This window comes from Planococcus sp. MB-3u-03 (assembly GCF_002833405.1).
In the GTDB taxonomy this organism is placed as follows: domain Bacteria; phylum Bacillota; class Bacilli; order Bacillales_A; family Planococcaceae; genus Planococcus.
Window position 1 is genome coordinate 2,405,117 of record NZ_CP025135.1, and the last position, 23,737, is coordinate 2,428,853.

The 23,737-nt window shown below is 50.0% G+C and carries 22 protein-coding genes and 1 pseudogene; 6 read left to right on the forward strand and 17 right to left on the reverse strand.

All coding sequences use genetic code 11. The features are described from left to right. Positions 1–13 precede the first annotated feature (13 nt). The 10 genes and pseudogenes from CW734_RS13355 to CW734_RS13400 form a co-directional block, all read right to left on the reverse strand. Positions 14–454: a CopY/TcrY family copper transport repressor gene (locus tag CW734_RS13355; RefSeq protein WP_101190979.1), complete on the reverse strand. Its 441-nt coding sequence runs from the start codon at positions 452–454 to the stop codon at positions 14–16. Between the two features lie 348 nt (positions 455–802). Beyond that, positions 803–3,061, reverse strand: coding sequence for a cell wall-binding repeat-containing protein (locus CW734_RS13360; protein WP_145990606.1), 2,259 nt, complete (start codon positions 3,059–3,061; stop codon positions 803–805). Positions 3,062–3,289: 228 nt separating this feature from the next. Then, a complete protein-coding gene (locus CW734_RS13365; protein ID WP_101190983.1) occupies positions 3,290–3,622 on the reverse strand; it encodes a winged helix-turn-helix transcriptional regulator in 333 nt (110 codons plus the stop codon). 58 nt (positions 3,623–3,680) lie between these two features. Beyond that, complete coding sequence (locus CW734_RS13370; protein WP_101190985.1) at positions 3,681–4,505, reverse strand: Cof-type HAD-IIB family hydrolase; 825 nt, start codon at positions 4,503–4,505, stop codon at positions 3,681–3,683. Then, the gene (locus tag CW734_RS13375; RefSeq protein ID WP_101192198.1) at positions 4,493–5,122 is read right to left on the reverse strand and encodes a cyclase family protein; all 630 of its coding nucleotides are present in this window, start codon (positions 5,120–5,122) and stop codon (positions 4,493–4,495) included. The genes CW734_RS13370 and CW734_RS13375 overlap by 13 nt, the downstream gene beginning before the upstream one ends. A gap of 133 nt (positions 5,123–5,255) precedes the next feature. Then, positions 5,256–5,792: a 6-phospho-3-hexuloisomerase gene (gene hxlB, locus CW734_RS13380; RefSeq protein WP_101190987.1), complete on the reverse strand. Its 537-nt coding sequence runs from the start codon at positions 5,790–5,792 to the stop codon at positions 5,256–5,258. Positions 5,793–5,811: 19 nt separating this feature from the next. Beyond that, positions 5,812–6,453 carry a 3-hexulose-6-phosphate synthase gene (hxlA, locus tag CW734_RS13385; protein WP_101190989.1) on the reverse strand — a complete coding sequence of 214 codons (642 nt, stop codon included), beginning with the start codon at positions 6,451–6,453 and terminating at the stop codon, positions 5,812–5,814. A gap of 340 nt (positions 6,454–6,793) precedes the next feature. After that, positions 6,794–7,999, reverse strand: coding sequence for a mannitol-1-phosphate 5-dehydrogenase (locus CW734_RS13390; RefSeq protein ID WP_101190991.1), 1,206 nt, complete (start codon positions 7,997–7,999; stop codon positions 6,794–6,796). Between the two features lie 6 nt (positions 8,000–8,005). After that, positions 8,006–10,081, reverse strand: a complete 2,076-nt coding sequence (locus CW734_RS13395; RefSeq protein ID WP_101190993.1) for a BglG family transcription antiterminator — start codon at positions 10,079–10,081, stop codon at positions 8,006–8,008. A 744-nt stretch (positions 10,082–10,825) separates the two neighbouring features. Further along, positions 10,826–12,767 (reverse strand): annotated as a pseudogene (locus tag CW734_RS13400) (PTS mannitol transporter subunit IICBA). A gap of 468 nt (positions 12,768–13,235) precedes the next feature. Between CW734_RS13400 and CW734_RS13405 the strand changes: the two are divergent. The 4 genes from CW734_RS13405 (at position 13,236) to CW734_RS13420 (ending at position 16,586) form a co-directional block, all read left to right on the forward strand. After that, positions 13,236–13,505, forward strand: coding sequence for a phosphocarrier protein HPr (locus CW734_RS13405; RefSeq protein WP_101190995.1), 270 nt, complete (start codon positions 13,236–13,238; stop codon positions 13,503–13,505). Continuing rightward, positions 13,502–15,208 carry a phosphoenolpyruvate--protein phosphotransferase gene (gene ptsP / locus CW734_RS13410; protein ID WP_101190997.1) on the forward strand — a complete coding sequence of 569 codons (1,707 nt, stop codon included), beginning with the start codon at positions 13,502–13,504 and terminating at the stop codon, positions 15,206–15,208. The genes CW734_RS13405 and ptsP overlap by 4 nt, the downstream gene beginning before the upstream one ends. Before the next feature lie 150 nt (positions 15,209–15,358). Next, a complete protein-coding gene (locus CW734_RS13415) occupies positions 15,359–16,012 on the forward strand; it encodes a helix-turn-helix domain-containing protein (protein ID WP_101190999.1) in 654 nt (217 codons plus the stop codon). Further along, complete coding sequence (locus CW734_RS13420; RefSeq protein ID WP_101191001.1) at positions 15,996–16,586, forward strand: PIN domain-containing protein; 591 nt, start codon at positions 15,996–15,998, stop codon at positions 16,584–16,586. The genes CW734_RS13415 and CW734_RS13420 overlap by 17 nt, the downstream gene beginning before the upstream one ends. A 151-nt stretch (positions 16,587–16,737) precedes the next feature. Here the strand turns inward: CW734_RS13420 and CW734_RS18330 are convergent, their stop codons facing one another. The 5 genes from CW734_RS18330 to CW734_RS18335 form a co-directional block, all read right to left on the reverse strand. After that, positions 16,738–16,908 (reverse strand): hypothetical protein, encoded by a 171-nt coding sequence (locus CW734_RS18330; protein ID WP_157824162.1) that lies wholly within the window; start codon positions 16,906–16,908, stop codon positions 16,738–16,740. 137 nt (positions 16,909–17,045) lie between these two features. Then, complete coding sequence (locus CW734_RS13425) at positions 17,046–17,495, reverse strand: hypothetical protein (protein ID WP_145990607.1); 450 nt, start codon at positions 17,493–17,495, stop codon at positions 17,046–17,048. A 697-nt stretch (positions 17,496–18,192) separates the two neighbouring features. Then, complete coding sequence (locus CW734_RS13430; protein WP_101191004.1) at positions 18,193–19,611, reverse strand: alanine/glycine:cation symporter family protein; 1,419 nt, start codon at positions 19,609–19,611, stop codon at positions 18,193–18,195. A 382-nt stretch (positions 19,612–19,993) separates the two neighbouring features. Then, the gene (locus CW734_RS13435; RefSeq protein WP_145990608.1) at positions 19,994–20,509 is read right to left on the reverse strand and encodes a DUF6241 domain-containing protein; all 516 of its coding nucleotides are present in this window, start codon (positions 20,507–20,509) and stop codon (positions 19,994–19,996) included. A gap of 590 nt (positions 20,510–21,099) precedes the next feature. Continuing rightward, positions 21,100–21,324, reverse strand: a complete 225-nt coding sequence (locus CW734_RS18335; RefSeq protein ID WP_157824163.1) for a hypothetical protein — start codon at positions 21,322–21,324, stop codon at positions 21,100–21,102. A gap of 62 nt (positions 21,325–21,386) precedes the next feature. Here CW734_RS18335 and CW734_RS13445 point away from each other — a divergent pair, with 62 nt between their 5' ends. Both CW734_RS13445 and CW734_RS13450 read left to right on the forward strand, forming a co-directional pair. After that, positions 21,387–21,569: a hypothetical protein gene (locus CW734_RS13445; RefSeq protein WP_101191009.1), complete on the forward strand. Its 183-nt coding sequence runs from the start codon at positions 21,387–21,389 to the stop codon at positions 21,567–21,569. Positions 21,570–21,604: 35 nt separating this feature from the next. Beyond that, complete coding sequence (locus CW734_RS13450) at positions 21,605–22,078, forward strand: VanZ family protein (protein WP_101191011.1); 474 nt, start codon at positions 21,605–21,607, stop codon at positions 22,076–22,078. 203 nt (positions 22,079–22,281) lie between these two features. On the opposite strand, the gene CW734_RS13455 is transcribed toward CW734_RS13450, so the two are convergent. Together CW734_RS13455 and CW734_RS13460 are read right to left on the reverse strand one after the other, a co-directional pair. After that, positions 22,282–22,899 carry an HAD family hydrolase gene (locus CW734_RS13455; protein ID WP_101191013.1) on the reverse strand — a complete coding sequence of 206 codons (618 nt, stop codon included), beginning with the start codon at positions 22,897–22,899 and terminating at the stop codon, positions 22,282–22,284. Positions 22,900–23,078: 179 nt separating this feature from the next. Beyond that, a complete protein-coding gene (locus CW734_RS13460) occupies positions 23,079–23,663 on the reverse strand; it encodes a competence protein ComK (RefSeq protein WP_101191015.1) in 585 nt (194 codons plus the stop codon). Positions 23,664–23,737 lie beyond the last annotated feature (74 nt).

Consider the following 23,737-nt stretch of genomic DNA (forward strand, 5'->3'; position numbering starts at 1 on the left):
CTTTATTTTATGATCAATGTGTGCTGCACTTGCACTGGCCCGGCACACAATTGCATGCCACTTCATCGACCGCGTGTTTCTTTTTCTCGTCGAGTACTTGCTGAATCAATTCAACATCCTGATGGCTCAAAGGTGCCTCCGCCAGCATATCGGCAATCGTCTTGCCCGCCTGCTTATGGCAGATCTGATCGAACAGCCGATGCGCTGCCGTTTTCACGCTATCCTCTTCACTGATCGCAGCCGAATAAATGTATTTATTGCCTTCCGGTTCCGCGAGCAAAAAGCCCTTCTTCACCAGGCGGCCGATAAACGTCTTGGCCGTCGCGGGCTTCCACTCCTTTTTCGCCTCCAGCACATCGACGATATCTTTACTCGTCGCCTCGCCAAGCGTCCAAACCACGCGCATGATCTCCCGCTCCGACGCCGTCATCTCCACTTTCTCTTCAATCGCCATTTTGCATCCCTCCTTTTCGTTTACACTTGTAATCGATTAACCATAGTTTACAACTGTAATCGTTTCGAGTCAACCCATCAGTTTCGGTTTTCTTTTTCGCTGTCCCTGTGCACCACACAATTTCAGTGCTGTCCTTTCTGAGAATCTCAGGCGCCGTAAGGGTTCGTCGGACATTCTTGTCGGTCGCGCCCCTGTGCACCACACAATTTAAAAAAGCATCCACCCGTTTTCACGGATGGATGCTTCTTTTTTCTATCGAATTGTGTCATGCACAGGGACAATCTCATACTGAAATCCCGCTAAACCAGCATTTTGCCAGCTAGAATTGTGTGGTGCACAGGGACAAAACTACCGCAGCATCCCTTTCACATCTTCCGATACCACGCCCGTTCCCCCGAAGATCGAGAAACCACGGTATGTCGGCAGTTGCTGTTCGGTCGCGGATGGAATATTATCCGGGCGCACGAGCAAAATCGGGGCATCGTTTTTCGCGGCCAACACAGAGCCCGTCAGTGCATCCGGGAAGTTGAGCCCGGTAGCGATAAAGGCGCGGCTATCGCCAAGCGGAAGCCGCGTTGCCACTTCCAATCCCGTGTCGTAGCGGGTTTTGCCACCGAAGCGTTCGGGATTCGGCAAGTGCCCGAAGACGTCTTCACTGACGACGCCAGTGCCGCCGATGACCAAGCTCGATGTATAGCGTTCAAGTGCGGACGCCGTTTCTTTCGGCAAAGCGTCGCTGCGCGTCAACAGGATCGGGATCCCATTTTTCGCGGCATACGGCGACACCGACAAGACGTCCGGGAAGTTCAAGCCGTTCGCGACGACTGCACGCCGTGAGCCCATTTTCTCTGCAATCAAAGTCGCCGTCTCGTAGCGTGTCTCGCCGCCGATGCGTTCGGTCGCAAGATTCATCGTTTTCAGTTCGGCTTCAACCGCGTCCGACACGGCTCCGCTGCCCCCTAGGATGATCGCTTTCTCTGCTCCAAGCCGTTCAATTTCCAAGGCCGTTTCGGAATGAAGTTCGCCTGAGCGCGTCAATAAAATCGGCGCGTCTTCCAGATAAGCGAGCGGCCCGCCGGCTAGTGCATCCGGGAAATTGCCGGCAGTGGCGATGACTACTGTATCAGCCGACTCCCAGCCAGTTTGTGAAATCGCAATCGCTGTCTGGTAGCGGTCGATTCCGGAAATACGCCCTGGCAGTTCCTCAGGCTGTGTTTCTTTCACGACGATTTCCAGTGCTTCGCTTTGATTGCCATAGCGATCGCGAACCGTCAATGTCAGCACGCGGCCGGCTGCTTGCTTCGGAATAGCCAAGCTGAACTTGCCCGCTCCCGTATAGTCTTCTTGACGCGCGATTTCCCCGTCTTCATTGTCCACGGTAATCACGGCGTCTTCCACAGCTTGATTCAAAGTGCCGGTAATTTCCACCGAGCTATCGTAGACATCGCTGACGGCCGGTTGCTCGATATCAAAAATCATCAACGCCGCTTCCGCATCGATCCGCCCGTGGCCGAAGTATGGATCTTTCCCGGCTGCGCCGAGATCGACCGACGTGTCATACAGGCGCTGTGCGATTTCTTCATTCGACAAATCAGGCTCGTTCGCTTTCACGAGCGCCGCAATCCCTGCGACGACTGGGCTCGCCATCGAAGTCCCGCTCATCGAAGAAAAGCTGCCTCCGGCGATTGTCGACCAAATGCCGGTGCCGGGCGCTGTGATATCCTGGTCCGCCCCGTAATTCGAGAAGCCTGAAAAGCGGTCGGCGCGGTCCGTCGATCCAACCGCCATGACGTTTTCGTAACCCGATGGATAATGCGTATTGTCCGTATAATCATTTCCGGAAGACGCGATCACCAACACGCCGCGTTCATGCGCATAATCAATCGCCGTCTGGTAGGATTCATTGTAGAAATAATTGCCGAGGCTCATATTGATAACATCCGCCCCGGCATCCGCCGCGTAATAAATGCCTTCGATGACGTCGGACGAATAAGCCCGTTCGCCTTCGAACACATCAATCGCCAGCAATCCGGCGTCCGGTGCTACCCCAGCGCCGTAAGTCCGGTTATTATGCGCTGCGCCGATGATGCCCGCGACATGCGTCCCGTGATCGTCTTCGCTCATGCTCGTCGCAGTCGCATAGGAGCTGACGATTTGTCCGTTCAAATCTGGATGGTCCAAGTCAAAACCGTTGTCAAGCACGGCGACCAACACATCCGTCGTGCCCATTGTTCTCGCCCAGGCGCGTTCCGACCCGATCATTTCGTGATGATACTGGAATGAATAATACGGATCGTTTGGCGCCGCCGTCGTTTGGAGCAAATGGTCGGCCTCGACATTCGCCACACCCGGCGCCATGCCGAGTTGTTCTATGTAATCCTCCACGCTTTGCCCTTTCGGCACCTCGACCGTCACGACTTCATTGGCCGTATTGATGTTCAAGGCATCGACGGTCTCGCCTGTCAGCGCCTGGCTGCTGGTCCCTGCTTCGAGTGTGACGATGACGCGGTCTGTCTGCTCGGCTTCATCCGCTGATGCTAATCCCGCGGCATGAAACACCGCCGCCCCCGTAAGCACAGTAATTCCGAATTTCTTAGATGTATTCAAATTGTTGACCCCTTCCAATCGGTTCTCCGTGGCTGATAAATTCCTGCTTATTGTAACATCATTATTTTCCAATTAATAGTAATTCACTTTTTGAACTGTAAATGATTCCTATGCAAATTGTGTCGCGCACAGGGACGCCAAAACACTCCGCGAATCAAAAAACCGCATCCCCCGGCCTTTTCGGCAATGGAGATACGGTTTAAATTGTGTGATGCACAGGGACGCAAACTACAAATTCCGCTCCATATACCCTTTGCCCCAGTCGTACATCGAGTCCAGGATCGGCATCAAGCTCTCGCCTTGTTCCGTCAGCGAATACTCCACTTTCGGCGGCACGACCGGATACACTTCGCGGTGGACGATCAAGTGATCTTCCAGTTCACGCAGCTGGTTGACCAGCATACGTTGCGTGATGCCCGGCATGAGTTTTTTCAACTCGCCGAAGCGCTTCGTTCCGGATTTCCCTAAATGCCACAATACGAGCATCTTCCACTTTCCGCCGATGATGGAAAGGGTCAATTCTTTTTCGCAATTAAATGTCTTTTCTCCCAAATTGGGCATTCGCTTCCCCTCCATCTTTATCGCATTTCATGATATTTCATCTAACGGAATCTACCGCTCACTGCGCTGAATCAACCACTGCTGCGCGTGGTTCCAAAATGAATTTATTGAGCACATGCAAAACGCCTTCTTCGTTGTTCGATAGGCTCGTGTAATCCGCGAGCTCTTTTAATTCGTCGACGGCGTTGCCCATGGCGATGCCAAATCCTGCCGCTTTGACCAGTTCGGTATCGTTATGGTTGTCCCCGATGCCGATCACTTGTGAGCGGTCGATGCCGAGTTCATCAGCCAAGAAGCTCAAGGCACTGCCTTTATTCGCTTCCGGATGCGTCACTTCGAGGTAGCGCAGTTTGGATTTCTCGATGCACGCCTCGTCGCCGAGCACCGCCTGCAATTCCTCCTGTACCGGCGCAAGTGCCTCCGGTTCGTCGATAAACAGCAATTTCATAAAGCCATTCTTCGCGAGTCCGAGGAGATCCGGTTCGACCTTATACCCCACGCCGACCTCTTTGGAATAAGCCTTTACCTGCTCGTTATCCACAGCGCTGTAAAGCACATCATCTTGATACACTTGGATGTGCATTTGTTTCTGCGCTGCCAGGTGGATGCATTTTTGCGCGATTTCAAACGGCACGACACGCTCACGCAGCACTTCTCCGCTCGTCGCCGATTTGATCATCGCCCCTTGGTATGTGATCATCGGGGCATCGAGGCCCAACTCCAAAGCAATGCGCTGTGCGGACGGATACATTCGTCCCGTCGCAATCGTCACGACGACACCGTGTTCCATCGATTCCCGGATCGCTGCCATCGTATCGGCTGTCACGGCCAAGTCATCGTTCAGCAATGTTCCATCTAAATCAATCGCAATCATTTTATACATAAGCTCGCTCCTTCAAATAATAAGACTCTTGCGGTTGAGGCATCGGTACCGATCAGTTTCAGCGGCGCCGCGACCATATAATAGCCGCCTTGTACGACATCCCTCAACCGCAAACCTTCTATGATAATGATGTTGTTGTTGAATAAAGTTTTATGTGTCGGATGGCCTTCCTGGCTTCTCTCAATGCCAAGCGCATCGGTGCCAATGCCGCGGACGCCGATTTCAGCTAAATAATCCGCTCCGTCCTGCGCCAAATACACAAAGTCGAAATTAAAATAGTCATCAAACGAATTTTGCGTTTTCAGCAGCACGAAATCACCTTTATCGAGTTCAAAGCCTTCCAAATCCGCGCGTGAAATCCCGCCTGTCACCTTGGTCAAATCGACCACTTTGCACTCACCGACCAAACGCTCCAGCGGAATCGATTCAAAGGTCTCGCCGCCCGGCAGCATGTGCAGTGGCGCGTCGATATGCGTCCCGGTATGAACATCCAACTCCAAGCGCGTTTCTGTCACATAGCCATCGGTCTCTTGGTTGAACTTCGGCTGTTTTTCCGCCGCGTCCTTATAGACGGCCATGCCTTCAAAAATAGCACCCGTCACGTCATGTATTTTCATCGGATCCATCCTTTCGCACTGTCCTCTATTCCACCAATTTTGCACCTCTGTGAGCGAGTTGTCCAATAGGTACGCTTGGCATGAAAAATAAGCTTGAGACTGATTACTATCCAGTCTCAAGCTTATTCTGTGTTTATTCCAAATTGGCGTGTGTGCCGAACATCGCATCGGCAGTAATGCCTTGCTGTTCCATATACGTCAAGACGAGCGCGTCATATACCACCAATAGCGATTGCTCGAACAAGGAACCCATCGGTTGGATAGATTTGCCGCTCGCGCCTTCCGCTTTCGCTTGCGCCGGAATGGTGATGTGAAGATCGGCAAGCTTGCCGATCGATGACTCGGGATTGGTCGTCACCGCTGCGACAGTTGCGCCAATCGTTTTGGCTTTCTCGGTCATCGCAAGCAAACTGCCCGTTTCCCCGGAACCCGATCCGACGATGAACAAATCATTTTCCTGCAAACTCGGTGTCACCGTTTCGCCGACGACATAGGCGTTCAAGCCCATGTGCACCATGCGCATCACAAACGCTTTTGCCATGAATCCCGAGCGGCCGCCCCCTGCGACGAAAATCTTGTCGGCTTGCCCCATCGCAGTGACCAACCGGGAAGCTTCCGCGTCGCTCACTTGCCCAAGTGTATGCGACAATTCGGCTGAAATTTCCTTCATGAATCCAGAAGCGTTCACCTTAAACCGTCACGCTTTCGTTCATCAGCGCCTTGATTTTCGCCGCTTCGGATTTTTTGTCGTCTTTAGACGTGATGCCGCCCCCGACAATGATCAAATCCGGCTGCGCTCTAATGACTTCCGGCAAAGTTTCCAGCTTGATGCCGCCAGCAATCGCCGTTTTCGCATTTTTCACGACGCTTTTGATGGTGCGCAAGTCTGCGAATGAATCCTTGCCTTCTGCCTGTAAATCATAGCCCGTATGGACGCAAATATAATCCGCCCCCAGCACGTCCAGTTCAGCGGCACGTGTTTCGATATCTTTCACGGCGATCATGTCGACCAGGATTTTCTTGCCGAGTTTCTTCGCTTCTTCGACTGCGCCTTTGATCGACGAATCTTCCGCCTGCGCGAGAATCGTCACGATATCCGCTCCGGCAGCTGCGGCATTGCCGACTTCATAAGCCGCCGCGTCCATGATTTTCACGTCCGCCAAGACTTCGAGGTGTGGGAACGCTGCTTTCACTTCGCGCACCGCTTTCAATCCCTCTTTATTGATGACCGGCGTGCCCAGTTCCACGATATCGATCGACCCTTCGACTTCTTTGATCAATTCGATCGCTTGCGGAATGTTTACTAAATCCAATGCTAGTTGTAATTTCATCTATGTGTATCTCCTCGTATGCGTATTTTGATGCTTTCCAAGTGTACGTCTCCGCATACATCTTGGGAAGTACGCACTTTAATCTCACATACAGACAAAAAGTATACCGTCATGCGTAGAATTGTGTGGCGCACAGGGACAAACAGACAGTCAAATGCCGCCCCGACGGGATTCCTGGCCGGTAAATTGTGTGATGCACAGGGACAAGCAAGAATACTCCCCGCCGAAATTGTGTCTTGCACAGGGACGCAAACCACAACCGGCAACACAAAAACCGCATCCCGGCGGCGTTTCGTTCACTGGGATGCGGTTTGAATTGTGTGGTGCACAGGGACAACGGCTACTTTTTCAATGCCCCATACTGGCGCACGACTTCTTTCGCCAGTTCGCTATCGGCTTCGAGCCCGCTGACTTCTGTCAATACGCGCTCCGGCCCGCCTTGTGCGATCATCTCTTGGATTTTCACCGCTTCTTCGTCTTCTGCATAATCGAACAGCAGCGCCGCCGCGATCGCTTTGGCGAGATGTGAATACGACAATCCCGCTTTTTGCGCTTGCACAGCCGGGCGCACGAGGCGATCTTCCGGCCCGAGCTTACGGATCGGCGCGCGGCCGACGCGCGTGACACCGTCGTTCAAATAGGCGTTTTTGAAGCGTTCGATGTTTTTATCGATATATGCGAGATGCTCCTGTTCGTCCAAGCCGTACTGCTTCACGAGGTACGCGCCCGTCTCTTTCAAGGTTTCCCGCACTTCGCGTTCGATTTCCGGATCGGCCAAGGTTTCATCGATCGTCGTTTTGCTGGCGAGATACCCGTAATACGCGATGACCGCGTGCCCCGTATTGACCGTAAACAGCTTGCGCTCAATGAACGGCGCCAAGTCGTCGACAATCGTCATGCCGGACACGTGAGGAATGTCTTCTGTCGTCTCGACGACCCATTCGTAATAAGGCTCGACCAATACATCAAGTGAATGGCCTTCCTGGATCGGTACGATGCGGTCGACCGCTGAATTAAAGAAATACACTTTGCCGGCGAGATCCGCTTTCGCTTCGTCGCTCAAATGGCTTAAGATATGTCCTTTCAAAATATCGGTCGCGCCGATCTGGTTTTCACAGGCAATGATGTATAATTTTTCCGAACCCGCGCTCATGTCCGTCGCCACATCCAAATCAGACGCCGGCACCAAATCCGGTCCAGACGCCAAACTGCCTTTCACGCGCGCTTCAATCCCTTTTGCGATTAATGGCGCAATGCGCGGCAAAATGTTCGGCCCGATCGCCGTCGTCAAATACGTCGCTTGCTGGATCTTCGCGATGACCGCTTCTTCGTCTTTCATATTATTGATGCCCGACACATTCTCCACCAAGACGCTCTCTTCCGTCTCCTGCGCCATATTCACGCGGTACTGGCCTTGTTCATTCAACCCGTCGATGACTTGTTCCGCCACATCGACGAAACTCACGTGATAGCCGGATTCCGAGAACAACGCCCCGATAAACCCTCTGCCGATATTTCCTGCTCCAAAATGGATCGCTTGTTTCATCTCGCATCATTCCTTCATCAAATTATTTTGTAGGTATTCATAAAACAACTGTTCCAACTTGCCGCGGATGACGCCTTCATTCGACGACGAGAAAATCATCATCGCGGCTTCGCTTTCAATGAGGCTCGAACTAATCAAGCTCATGATTTCCTGTTCGCGCTCACTTAATTCCACCGGCGTCAGCATCAACAATAAATTCGTCATCTGCACGTCGCGGCCGTCCATCCCTTTAACCGTACTCGGCGTATCCAAATGCACCACTTGGAACAGCAACTGCCCGACCGACTCGTCTCGGCAATGAAACAGCGCCATGTTGGTCCCCGGAATCCCGAGGCCGCCTTTTGTCTCGCGGTCTTTTAATTGCCGCAAGGTGCTCGCCGCATCTAGCAAACCGTCTGACTCCATCCCGTCCAGCACAGCTTCGAGCACCCGCCAATAATCGGTGCCGCGCATGTTCACGACCCCAAAATGCTCGAGTATCGCTTCCATGCCGGTCTGTACTTGCTTGATGTCGAGCAACAAGCGCCGGAGATTTGGCCGGTGTGTCCTGCCCGCTTCACTCAAAGCCTCCGCCGGCAAATACTGCTTATTGCGGGTCACTTTTTGGATATTGTGCTGCAAGTAATTCTCGATATGGCTGATGTCCTGTTCGTTCAACAACGGGCTCACCATTAAATAATCCACATCGGTCACCGGCAGTCGGATCGTCGAGATGACGAGATCGTAGTCTTGGAAATTCGCCGCCTCGAAATCGTGGATCGACAAGATCTTCACCGTATCGATTTCCGGCAGCTCTTTTTGGATGCGGCTCGCGAGCATTTTCGACGTGCCGATGCCGGTCGGGCACACGACGACCGCGTCGATCTGCACGCGTTCTTCATTCATTAATAAAGCTGATCCGAAATGAAGCACGATAAACGCCACTTCGTCCGCCGAGAACTCGAGGTCGTCAAACTCCGTCTCCAAAGTCTGCTTGACCGCGAGAAACAGCATCGGGTATTTCTTCTTGATCTCATCCGTCAGCGGGTTGAACGATTCAAGCTTTTGCTTGAGCCGGAAAATGAGCGGCTCCATATGCGCGAGCAAGCCTTGGTACAAGGAAAAATCCTTCGTCAAATCGACGCCGAGCTGTCCCGACACATCGCGAATCATATTCTTGACGAGTTTCCCGAGCAACACGCTATCGTAATACAGCACATTGGACGCTTGGATTTTCGAACCCTTCAAGACGACCACAAGAAACTCGACATCACGCTCCGTCAACTCCACGCCAAGCCGCTCATGCAAATCGTCACAAATCGCTTCGATCACATGGTACTCACCGTTCGATTCGCTGTCAGCCGGTTGCGCGTCCAACAAAAAGCCCTTTTCGGTGCGCTGCAGCGCCAAAGCGAGATGAACGACCAAGCCGGTATAATCGCTGTCGGCCAAGCGGATCTGCTCGTCGCTGATGCGTTCACCGACCAATTTATTCGCCGCCGAGAGATAGTCCGGATTGAAATAGCCGAGCACTTTGTCGTCCTGGGTTTTTCCTTGCTGCAAATAATACAGGCTTTCAATGAGCTCCTCGTAAAAATGAATGAGGAAATACGCCGCCAGCGCATGGCGTTTATGCGCTTCCGCACCATCCACTTCCACACCGACGCCGCGCTGCCTGGACAAAGTGACCGAGAACTTGCGCAGCCAATTGCCGAGCTCATCCAAATACGAAGTCAGCGTCGTCGTGCTGATGCCGAGCTGATTCGACAGCACCTGCTTTTTAAAAAACGCGCCTTCTTCCATTAAGATGACCAATAAGCGCAGCTTTTTCTCCTCCGGCGTCGCTTCCGGCGCACTCGATGCCGCAAGCTTTTGCATCAAGCGGTAGATTTTTTCATTATTGCCATCAATAAAGAGCGCATCCGCCGCATTGCGCTTCATCGTGAGACCGAACCCCTCCAATAGCTTATCCACCGATTTCAAATCGCGCTGAATCGTCCGCGCGCTGACATCAAGATACGTCGCCAAGGAATTGACCGTATGCTTCGCCGACATCCGCGTCACCAGCTCAATAATCGACTTTTCCCTAACCGTGACAAACATCCACTCACCTACTCCCTTGTCACCTTTCGTTGATGAAGAATATACAAGTTTTTCAATACTAGCATTTCACTACTGAAGATATTCCGCAAAACCACTACGCTTTCCTGCGGGCGAGCGCCAAGCCTCCTCAGTCGCTTCGCGCCTTGCGGGGTCTCGGCTGTCTCGCTTTCCCGCGGGAGTCTCCGTGGTTTTGCTCCATATCTATGTTCATACGGTATTTCAATAAGGATTATTACTAGCAGATTCACTAGATTTTTATATTACCTACTTACTCCTGATAATTATGGAAGATTATCAATTTCCTTATCTATTCTATATACAGTTTCTCACTACTACGCATATTCCGCAAAAACACTGGTTTTCCTCTTTTACCTAACTGGGTTTAGTCCTTCTGACTATTCTTCACACTGAGATGAAAGAGCGGAAGGCGGCGACTAATGAATAAGCGAAAGGCACTTGAGCTTGTTCATTTGCGACGCATCTGCACTGCAGATGTGGGAGCAGCAGCGTTTTAAACTGATTCATTAGTAAACTGGAAGCGGCTGTAACCGCGGGCAGCTGAAAGCGCGACGTCCTGTCGCATCAGCTGCATGACCCGCATCCTGCAGGCCTAAAGCGTCCGCCTAGAGCGATTTCCCCACTAACATTTACTATATCTGTTTCCTTATTGATCTTGCTCACTTTGAATAAACCAAAGAAATAGCACAAAAAGGCAGGATTTCCCCTGCCTTTTCGTGGTGCTGATTATTTGCTGTTCAAGATGTCGAGCAGTTCTTTAGAGGACTTGGCGGCGACGAGTTCGTCGACGTTCGACTGCTCGGCGCAGATGACCGCGATGCCTGACAAAATCTCCAGGTGCGTGCCGTCTTTGCCAGCGATGGCGAAGATCAATTTCGCTTTCTCTCCGTCAAAGTCTACCCCGTCCGGCACTTGGACAACCGTGAAGCCGGATTTGATAACCGCTTTTTTCGCTTCTTCGGTGCCGTGCGGGATCGCGACATCATTGCCCATATAGGTCGTCGTGATTTCTTCGCGCTTCAACATTTCATCGACATACGATGGTTCCACGTATCCTGCTTTCACAAGCGCATCACCTGCGAAGCGGATTGCTTCTTCTTTATTGCGGAAGCGTTTATTGATGAAAATATTGTCTTCCGTGAGTAGCGGAGCGTCGCCTTCATCACCAGTCGCTGCGTTCGCTTCGCTGTCGTCGACCAGTTCACTTTGCTCTTCTGTCACGCCATGTTTCATGCGCTCGATCAAGCGGTCGTATTCCGGGCTCGACAGGAAGTTATCGACTGAGATGTGATACGCATCCGGGCGTTTGTCTTTCGCACGCGGCGTCAATTTATCCTGCGTGATGATGATTTGTGAATCGGCGGGAATTGAGCTAATCGCGCTATTGGTGACTTTGATGTGCATGCCTGCTTCTTTTACTTTCTTGCTGAGAAGCGAGGCGCCCATCGCGCTCGACCCCATACCTGCGTCACACGCAAAGACGATTTTGGACATCGTCCGGGAACGTTCCAGCTGTAGAAGCCGTTCCTGCAGCTCCAGCGCTAGCGCCAAGTGCGCCCGCAACCGAACTCTTCTTGCTTTTCATTTCTTCCATGCGTTTTGTTGCAGCTTCGACGTCTTCATCTGAAGCTGTGTCTTTGCTGCGCTTCAAGATGACCGCTGAAATTAAGAACGAGACAGTCGCTGCGACCAAGATCGCCGTGAAGTTTGCGACATACGCCATGCCTTCAGGCGGTGTGACCGCGGCAATCGCGAAGATACTACCTGGTGATGCAGGGGCCATCAAGCCTCCGCCCATCAAGACCAGTGTGAACACGCCGCTCATGCCGCCGAGGATGACGGACAAGAGAAGCATCGGTTTCATTAACACGTATGGGAAGTAAATCTCGTGAATCCCGCCGAAGAAGTGGATGATGACGGCCCCTGGTGCCGATTGCTTCGCGATGCCTTTTCCGAAGAACATGAACGCGAGCAAGACGCCAAGACCAGGTCCCGGGTTCGCTTCAAGCAAGAACAGAACCGAACGGCCCGCTTGCTGTACTTGTTCAAGCCCAAGCGGCGTCAAGATGCCGTGGTTGATTGCGTTGTTGAGGAATAAAATTTTTCCCGGTTCGATCAAAATACTGGTTAATGGAAGCAAGCCTGTTTCAAGCAACCAGTCAACGCCTGCGACCAATACTTGCGTCAACGCGCTGACGGCCGGCCCGATGCCGAGGTAAGCGAAGATCGCTAGCGCCCCACCGATGATCCCGGATGAGAAGTTATTGACAAGCATCTCAAAACCGGAGCGGATCTTGCCTTCGATCAAATGGTCAAACTGCTTGATGACCCAAGCCGCAAGCGGCCCCATGATCATCGCGCCGAGGAACATCGGCGTATCCGGTGCCCCGACGATAACCCCCATCGTGGCGATCGCACCAATGACGCCGCCTCGCTGGTCGTGCACAAGCTTACCGCCCGTATAACCGATCAATAGCGGAAGCAAGTACGTAATCATCGGCCCGACGAGCGACGCGAAATTCTCGTTCGGGAAAAAGCCGGTTGGAATAAATAATGCCGTGATCAGCCCCCAGGCGATAAACGCGCCGATGTTCGGCATGACCATCGAACTGAGGAAGTTACCAAACTTCTGGACTTTCACTTTAACGCTCGAACGTTCTTGTGCCATTCCTTTCATCCTCCTTTTTTGGGCTCTTGCCCTTGTGCTTTGTTTGTTAATTCAGATTATACGCCCTTTGTGTAAGCGCATTCAATGTAATGAAAAACCAACTTTGTCGCCACTGTCCGGACAAGGCTGTCGTTGCCGCAAATTGTGTCGTGCACAGGGACGAACCAAGAGCGAAATCCTGCTGCGGCGCGAATCGCACACGCCAAATTGTGTGGTGCACAGGGACAGCTCCCAAACGCCCGGCGAATTGTGTCGCGCACAGGGACAAACAACTACCAAAACCCAGCCACGACGCGATTTCTACGCCCCGAATTGTGCCGTACACAGGGACATGTCGCCGCCTCCGCGACAACATTGTCGTTTTTGATCCCACCGCCGAACGGCTCCCGGCTATGCAATTTGCGCAGAAACTGTCATAATGAGGGGTGAATTCGCTTACATCTCAAACATCCTAAGGAGGAATTATTCATGGTAGAAAAAACATTCACAATCACAGACCCGGCAGGCATGCACGCACGTCCAGCTTCAGCACTCGTAGGTTCGTTATCAAAATTCCAATCGGACATCACGATGGAATTCAAGGACAAAAAAGTTAACTTGAAATCGATCCTCGGCGTTATGTCACTTGGCGTTCCTTCTGGATCACAAGTCCAGATCGCAGCAGACGGTGCGGACGAAGCGGAAGCGATGGAAACAATCGAACGCGTACTCCAAGAGCAAGGAATCTCGAACGCATGAGTCGCCTCTCCGGAATCGCAGCGTCTAACGGCATCGCTATCGCCAAGGCCTTCCGCCTGGAACATCCGGATCTGACAGTCGACAAGAAAAACGTGGCGGATCCACAGGCGGAGATCGAACGCTTCGGCTCAGCAGTGGATGAATCCATCGCTGAACTCGAAGTAATCAAAAAACGCACCGCAGAACAAATCAGCGAAAAAGAAGCGGACATTTTCGGGGCTCACTTGCTTGTCTTGCAAGACCCGGAACTCATCGGGCCAATCACCGACAAGATCAAAACCGACAGTGTCAACGCCGAATTCGCGCTTCACGAAACGTCTACAATGTTCGTCGACATGTTCGAAGCGATGGACAATGAATACATGAAAGAACGCGCCGCCGATGTGCGCGACGTCACGAAACGTGTGCTCGCCCATCTATTAGGCGTCAAGATCCAAAACCCAAGCCTGATCACTGACGAAGTCGTCATCATCGCAGAAGATTTGACACCATCCGATACGGTGCAATTAAACCCGCAATACATTAAAGGCTTCATCACCGATATCGGCGGGCGCACATCCCACTCCGCGATTCTCGCACGCACACTGGAAATCCCGGCGGTCGTCGGCGCGAAATCAGCGATGAGCTCTATCCAGAACGGCACGATCGTCATCATCGACGGCTTGGAAGGAGAAATCCTTCTTGACCCCGATGAAGCGACACTTGCCGAGTACAAAGAAAAACAAACGGCGTTTGCCGATCAAAAAGCCGAATGGGCCAAGCTGAAAAACGAGGCGACGCTCACGAAAGACGGCGTTGCAGTCGAACTCGGCGCGAACATCGGCACACCGAAAGACCTTACCGGCGTCCTTGAAAACGGCGGCGAAGCGATTGGCTTGTACCGGACAGAATTCTTGTACATGGGCCGCGACAACTTCCCGACCGAACAAGAACAATTCGACGCCTATTCCGCTGTCCTAAAAGGCATGGAAGGCAAACCGACCGTCGTGCGTACGCTCGACATCGGCGGCGACAAGGAATTGTCGTACTTGAAATTGCCGAAAGAACTTAACCCGTTCCTCGGCCTCCGTGCGATCCGTCTATGCCTCGAGATGCCGGACATGTTCCGCACGCAGCTGCGCGCACTACTCCGTGCAAGCGTCCACGGGAACCTCAAGATCATGTTCCCGATGATCGCGACGCTCGATGAGTTCCGCGAAGCGAAAGCTCTTCTATTGGAAGAAAAAGCAAAACTCGAATCAGAAGGCGTCGAAGTAAGCGATTCAATCGAAGTTGGCATCATGGTGGAAATCCCGTCGACAGCCGTCATGGCAGACACCTTTGCAAAAGAAGTCGACTTCTTCTCCATCGGTACCAACGATTTGATCCAATACACGATGGCCGCCGACCGGATGAACGAATCCGTGTCGTATCTGTACCAACCGTACAACCCAGCCATCCTGCGCCTCGTGAAGACCGTCATCGACGCGTCCCACAAAGAAGGCAAATGGACCGGCATGTGCGGCGAAATGGCCGGCGACGAAATCGCCATCCCGATTCTCCTCGGCCTCGGCCTGGACGAATTCTCGATGAGCGCCTCGTCCATCCTAAAAGCCCGCTCTCAGCTGAGCCGCCTATCCAAAGCGGACATGGAAGGGCACACCGAACACATCCTAGGTCTCGCGACTTCCCAGGAAGTTGAAGACTACGTGAAAAACCTATAATGCAAACAAGGCCTTGAACTCGATTGAGTTCAAGGCCTTTTTGACGACTGAATTGTGCCTGACACAGGGACACGAAAACAACACCTGTCTAGTTTGTTGATTTTGTTGACTTTAGAACGTATAATTAATATCACATAGGAGGTGGAGAAAATGATATCTACCATCGATCAAGAACAGGAAAACCTCTGGGCAAGCGTGGAAACATTGTCCACAATCAATACTGAACAAGCCGAAGCTGTGCTAAAAACTACAGTTGAACGTTCTTTGAGACAAATGGGTTTTACAACTCCCGCAATCTCCAGTCTTGCATTAAAAATAACCGATCCACAAACGGTAATAGAGTTGCATCAAATCGAACGGAAAATAAAGCATCAACTGAAGAATAAAAATCGTGAAATGGCTTACGAGCTGTTGATTGATTATCTTTCAAAACTAAGTGAGATGACCGACAAAGATCCGGCAGTTATTCAAAAAAAGTTGATTGCTTCCCTTATGGCGAATAGTGCAAAGAGCCCGCTAAGGGCATCTCTTGTTAATCGCCCAGCCAGTCATCAGAAAACAGGAAACTCTTTTTATTCCCCTAGTGAAGCAGCTGAGAAAATCGGATTGAGCGACCAAACGATTAGAAGGATGTGCGAGAAAGGTAAATTTGCCGGTGCATTTAAAACAGATGGCGGCCACTGGAGAATCCCAAAGGCAAACTTCATTACAACAGATGAACAAGATAAGCGTGCAAAAGCTTTCTTCGACCGGATTGACACCAAAAACGAGGAAGCAGGGAACGTAGATGAATTCGATCTATGATTCGCCTGTCCGCCCGAAAGTATTCATTGATACCACCATATTGTGCGGAGCATTGCGAACCGATGGAATCAACCGAAAAATTTTACAAGCTGCTAGATTTCCACATCTCTTTCAACCTGTTTTTTCTAAAGTATGCTTATTCGAATTCGTACGCAGTGCGGCTGAAGGGTTAGGTAAAGGAAAAAATCGTGTGGCTTATTCATCAGATGAGATTGAAGAATTTTTCCAAGCATTTCTAAACCCCATCTTTGAGTACTACGAGGGCCTGCCGGTCAATAGCATATTAGGACGATATAGCGTGGAAACGATTATTCGAGAGCATTTACCTATAGGTGACGTCTTGATAGAATTAAGCGGATGTGACCGTGACACTGCACAGACTATTGCTGAAAAGCAGGAAATGTCAGAACCACTTTCTAAATTCGATCAAGATGATTTTCATGTGTGGGTAACTGCCTTAAGGGAAAACTGCAACTTCATATTGACTTCTAATCATCGGAGGTTTCCTGCTGAAATAGGAGAAATCAAAAGAATACATCCGATACGCTTTTACGAAGAGCTGTTGAATACATGAGATTAATTGCAAAAAAGCCGTGAACTCCAATGAGTTCACGGCTTTTTGACGATTGAATTGTGTCGCGCACAGGGACACTCAAACACCAGAATCCCACTGCGACGCGAATCTTCCCCCGCGAATTGTGTCGTGCACAGGGACAGCTTACAGCTTACAATCCACTCTCCACTTTGAGCGCCTTACGATCCACCGGCACATGCCACTGCGGAGCCAACTTCTCCAGCTTATACTGTTTATAGCCGTCAATATGTTCCTTATAAGTTTGCAAATAGGTTTTATTCGGGATCTCCATTGTCATTTCTTCTTTTACAATCGCAGTCATCCGATTCATCCTCCTCGATTTTGGTCCTTACAAGCATTGATCACGCGGCTACCAACTCATTATTTAAACATTGCTGTTGTTGCTAAAATAAATGCATATCTTCCCCAGTAATAATAAACGGGATAGATTTGCCGTATTCACTTTTTTTGCGGGAGCGCATGGAGCGCATCCGTCAGGCGTTCCACAAAATCAGGAAAATCCTCTTTCGAAGCAATCCGAAGTGCGTGTTGCTCATCTTCCACTGACGAACGCTGTGAATAACTCGTCGGCAGCAAAATCGGGTGTTCAATGAGCGCTCGCGTAAAACTTGGCAATTGCTCAACTGAAAGCAGAATCGTTGCCTCGTTCAGCCCCTCCTGCTCATCCCGATACAATCGAACGGAAACGCCTCGGTCCATTGGCAAGCCGATATACAGCTGAGGAACTCGACGCCCTTCGATTTCAGGCGCGCTGCCGATCGGGCAACTCCGCGATTTCTCAACCGCTTGTGCGGCCATCATCTCGGCTGTCTTGTTGTCTGGTGAAGCCACCTGCTGTATATCCATCATTTCAACCATTCCTCCGCTCGATTTAATCGATCTGTCCATGAAAACTTCTTACCTGCGACCGCCAAATTAATAATTAAAAATCAATTATTTATCAAAATTTAAACCCCGTATAACTGATAATACTACAATAAACCTACATTAAGGGCCAAAATATGTAAAGTAGTCTATGAAAATTCTCATAATTCAGATTATATTTTGTTTTTCTTATATACTTTTAATGGAAAATAAGCAGCTTGCTTCTGTAATATGAGTAAATCAAAACCTTATAAATCCCACTGTTTCCAGCGTTTGTCCCGGTCTACCTTTTCACCCACCTCAACAAATACCCCCACCCCGTTTCCATTAAAAGGTAAAACTGCTATAATGATTTTTGAAACTTTTCTTCAACTTAAAGCTGTTTTCTCCTGACAGCCTCAATTATGACTATTCAATAAAGTTTATAAACATTCAAAATCATTCTGGATAATTGTGTGATGCACAGGGACATCCGACAATTAAAATCCCCCACGATACGAATCTAATGCTATAAATTGTTCCACGCACAGGGACAAAACACTAAAACCTTAAACCCCCATAATGCATAAAACCCCCTTGAACTCGATCGAGTTCAAGGGGGTTTTGACGTTCCAGCTACTCAAATTGTGTGGCGCACAGGGACATCCAAGCAACAGAATCCCGCCGCCATGCGAATCACACAGCTCAAATTGTGTCATGCACAGGGACAAAACTGAAAAACCTACGACTCATACCCTTCTCTAACCGCTTTCTGGCGTTTCGCCCGTTTCTTCACTTTCCTATCTTTTCTATAATACTCATCCGAGGTAAAGAACTCGTTCTTCAACTCTTTCACTTTGTTGCTCAACAGTAAAATCGCGATGACGTTCGGGATGAGGATCGCGGCGAGCATGATGTCGAGGAAGCCCCAGATGACTTCAGCTGCACCGACTGCGCCCAAGATGACGGCGAATATGTAGACCACTTGCATGCCGTATGCCGCTTTTAGGCCGAACAAGAACTCTGCTTGCTTCGCGCCGTAGAACACCACGACCAGAATCGTCGAGAGTACGAAGAAAATAAGGGCGATTGTTACGAGAATGGCACCGAAATCACCGAAATACTCTTCAAATGCCAAGCTTGTCAACGCCGATGAATTTTCCATCGCGCCCTCTTCTGTCCATACGCCGGAAGACAAGATGACAAATGCTGTCGCCGTACAAACGATCAAGGTATCCACAACTACACCAATGACGGCCCAGAAGCCCTGGCGCACGGGATGGTCGGTCGTCGCAGCTGCGTGTGCGATCGGTGCTGTCCCAAGTCCCGCTTCGTTGGAATAAAGACCGCGGGCAAAGCCCCAACGGATAATTTCCACAATCGCCGCACCGGCAAATCCGCCCACGACAGGCGCCGGAGAAAAGGCGTTGCTAAAGATCAACATAAAGAATTCCGGAACAGCTTTAACGTTCATCAAAAGAATGACGACCGCTCCGCCAACATACATCAACGCCATGAACGGAACGAAAATCTCCGTCACTTTCCCGATGCGCTTGATGCCGCCGAAGACGACGATCGACACGAGCACAGCGGTCGCGATGCCCGTCCACAATACCGGTACATTGAATGTCGCTTGCACGGTATTCGCGATGGAATTCCCTTGCACCATGATGCTCGGAATCAATTCGATCATCAATGCGAATGAGAACCAAATCCCGAGCCATTTCATGTTCAAGCCTTTTGTCATGTAATACATCGGCCCGCCGACAAATTCGCCTTTCGCGTTTTTCTCGCGGTACTCAACCGCAAGCACGCTTTCCGCGAACTTCAGCGCCATGCCGATCAATGCGATGACCCACATCCAGAAAATCGCGCCCGGCCCACCGAACATGATCGCCGCTGGCACACCGACGATGTTCGCCGCACCGATTGTCGACGACAGTGCAGACGTCAATGCCTGGAACGGCGTGACCGTCCCTTCGCCTTTTGGTCTTCTGAAAATGCTGCCAAAGGTTTGCCCTACTATGTATCCGAAATAGCGAAACTGAAAAAATCCTAATTTAAAAGTCATATAAAGTCCAGAAACCAATAACAATGTGATGAGCGGGATGCCCCATAGCCATGCTGAAAAATCAGCAACCCCTTGCAAAAACTGTTCCAACTGTTTTCCCCCTATAATATTTCAAGATATGAAATATTTCCCTCGCTACATAAGGATTAAACAGAGATCAGGAAATTAATTAGTAAATTTAGAAAAACTCGGCAAATCCGCCTAAATCGGAAAGCGACAGTTAATCCAATGCTCCTCCCCTAAAATACAAAAACCTCGGACTCCATAAAGGAATCCAAGGCTTTCGTCTGATACCTTATGAAATTAAGAGACACTCAATCACCTGAAATACTATTACACAAGATATGCTTTCTGTTCGTCCGTCACCAAGTCCAATGCCACTCCCAGAACCTCTTGTTGCAATTCCCAAATAACATTGTGAACTTCTAAGATGTTATTGAGATAGTCAGGCATCTTACTTCTAGAGCATAGGTTAGAAATTATCCTCCACATACGCCGCTTCCTGCTCTTCCGACAACAAGCCCGTCGCACGTCCTACCGTTCCGTTATGCCATTCCCAAATGGTGTTGTGCACGTTCACGGCATTTGAGAAATTGCCTTCTTCCCAAGCCGTCAAGCTTTGCTCATAGAATTCGTACTCCTCATAAGCGCCTTCGTTGGCCTGTAAGATTTTCAGCATTTCATCGATCCGCTCCGGCGTCATTTCGATCGCCCCGCGCTTTTCGGTCGCCTCGATTTTTTGATGTGTCATTTGGTGAAGATGAATCTGGAATTCACCTTCACTCAAGCCCACAGTCTCCACCTGCTCATTCGCTTTCGGCGCTTCCGTATCTTCTCCTTGTTGCAGCTTATCGTCAGCTTCCTCCGCAGCTTGGGAGATTTGTTGCTCGTCGCTTGTGGTCAAGCTCTTGTACGCCCAATATCCAGCTCCTGCGAGTATACCTAGGCCCACCAGGAGGATAATAATCGTTCGTAATACAGTCTTCAACTAAACACGTCCTTCCTTTCATCAGGAACTTCACCCAATAAAAGCATTTTTAAAATCAGTAAGGACTAGTATACAGTAAAAATCTCTGAAAAGCTTTATTTCTCGTATCTTTCTTCCTATTCAGTTTACGATTCTTCGTTACTCGAGCACTTATATTTTCCACTTATTAAAAGATAAGCCATCTTCTATTCAATTACTCCGTCTCAATCGTATAATTTCCTGCTATACTCAATTATAGGTATTTATACACATAAGCACTATTCGTAATGAAAGGATTGTCCAATGACACAAGAAACGCAAACGCCTAATCATCGGCGTCCTCCTACTCGTCATCTCGCTTCCATCTATCACCCCGATGCTTATGGAAATGGCATACCGCATGGAAATGAATATCCGTTATGACATTAAAGAGCTAAACGCCATCCGGACCGATTACGCCGGAGCGCCGGATGATGCCAATTACAACAGGAACATTATCCGCGCCTCTCCGTCACTACCGGCGAGCCGTATTTTAATGCTTGGGATAGTTTGGTGCATCCGGGCGACATCCGGATCACCGTCAACGGCGAAACCGTCGAGACACTGGAAGACTATCCGGTCAATTGCTCGAATACGAAGAACTCGCCGTCGAAGGCCTCGATCGCTATAATGGCACCATCACTTACTGGACCGTCGAAGATAAGTTCACGGACAAGGATTTCTTTGGCATTGTGATTTTCCAGAATGGCTACGATATGCGCTTTCACCGCGATGGCGAAGTAATGCCCGGCTATGTTTCCACCGAGGATCGAGAATTCAAACTCATCTCCATCCAAAAGACGGCACCGTCTCAGAAGAATCATTCACATTCGAAAATAAATCCAAGCTACAGACGCAATTGATCACCGAAGATTTTAGCGGCCCGATCAATTATTACTTGCCGCCGGGCTATTACTACCCGTCGCTATTGTATCCGCTCCTTTACCCGTGGATTACGTCAATCGTTGGATTAGCTTTGATTCTCTTCAACTTTCCTTACGGGGCAATGAAAAAGCGCAGCGCAGCAAAAAATGCACAATAACGAATCGCCACACCAACTCTGGAAGGAAGGGCCATATGAAAGCTAAATACATCCCCGTCCTTTTATGGGCGCTGTGCATCCTCATCGCCACCAATAATTACAATTTCACGGCGCTGTTGGCGAACGACATTGACTTCAACATCCGCCTGTTCCCGAACCTGTCCGACCTATTCATCACAAGCGACATCCATCTCGACAGCAAGCTCTACGTGTTCCAGAAAACCGGTCACGCTTTATCATTCGGCATTTTATATTTACTCATGAATCAAGCCGTCAAAGAACGCCACGTCGCCTTCGTGCTATGCAGCTTGTTCGCCTTTTTCACCGAGTTCCTGCAGTTGTTCTTCGAGCGCAGCGGCAGGCTCGTAGATGTCCTGATCGATATCGCAGGCGTCTACGCGGCATATCGATTAAGTATCTATGTAAAAGCACATGGCGGCATCGTTCCCGCTTTCTCTCATGCCACACAGACAATATCCAATGTTTTAAAAGACGACAAAACCCATTAACGGAACACAAAAAGCCGAAAATCTCGATACGATGAGATTTTCGGCTTTTCTGCCTACTGCGTAGTAACAATTCGATTGGTATCCGTCGCTGTCAAAGCTCCAGCTGATTCCGCTACTACGCAGTTTGTTCCAATAGTTCAGTAGAGCTGCTGAAAATACAGCCAGAAGCCTGTCCTGTTCGAAATGCCGAGCTTTTCATTTCTTCACCCGAACAAGGCCAATAATTCCTCAAACTCCTCCAGCTTATAATCATACTCATCAACGTCCCCAAAGCCATACGCCGCATAGACAAACGGGAGCCCAGCCATTTTCGCTGCCTCATGGTCGCCTTTCGTATCACCGACATACACGGCCTTCGCCACATCGTTCCGCTCCATGATCAACTGGATGTTCTCACCCTTCGACAAGCCCGTTCTCCCCGGATTCTCGAAATCAACGAAGTGAGAATCCAATCCATGGTATTCATAGAAGCTTTCGATATAGCCTTCCTGGCAATTGCTGACGATATACAAATTGTATTTCTGTGACAGCCGCTCCAGTACACGCTCCACACTCTCATACAATTGCCCGCCTTGTTTTCGCAGATACTCACATTCCAATTGCGAGGACTCTTCTGTCAGTTTTTCGCATTGCTCTTTCGAGAGATGTGGAAACAACTTCTCTCCGACTTGATCCGCCTGCAGCCCCATGATGCCCCGCAAATCGTCTTTCGACAGCATTTCGTCTACCCCATTATCAGCCAACACCCGGTTCCACACCGCTACCGATACATCGAGCGGGTTCCAAAGCGTCCCGTCCAAATCAAAAATGATGCTATCCATATGTATAACTTCCTTCCTCTGTGTTTTCTCCATTCTACCGCAACGAATTGTGTCGTGCACAGGGACGCAAACCATACCGAATCCCGTAATATCAATCTTTTTCCACTTCCGAATTGTGTGATGCACAGGGACACGAACAAGAAAAAAAGAGCAGGCAAACGCCCACTCTCCCATCTAATCTATTCCAAAGCCTTATGCTCATAATTCACTTGCCCAGCCTGCTTCACCAAGTGATACGTCGTCTCCGGAATCACCCGGCCACTTTCAAAAAATCGCTTCTGCGCTTCCGGGATCTTGAACTGGAGCTCGTATGCTTTTTCCATGCGGCGCTGGATCGACTTCTTGCTGCCATCGAGGATGATCGAACTGCCATTGCTCAAATTGACCTTCGTCGTGCAGCCATCTATGCTGATGCATTCCATAATGTGCTGCAAGGATAACCAGACACAGCCATCCAAAAGCGCTGATTTGCTTGGCAATAAAATAACCCCTTTATCGCGATCGATGATGATCGGGTTCTTGTTAAGCTTGCCAAGAATCGCCGCTGAGCCTTCCACCGCGCCGCGCATGCTCGAGCCCCGGAAGCGCAGATTCGTATCGATCAAATCGAATGGCTTCGACTCAACTTTGATCATGCCGTCCGTATGGTAAATCACAGAATTCAAGCAACCATTTTCATCATAGTCCGGCAAAATCAATACGGTCTCTTGCCCGATTTCTTTTTCCATGTTCATTTCCAACTTGAAATTCTTACGCTTTCTCACGTTTCTATCCCCTTTTATGGTTTTTGATGTATTTCTTTACCGAAAAAGGAGTATACTAACTAATAGTTGGTACA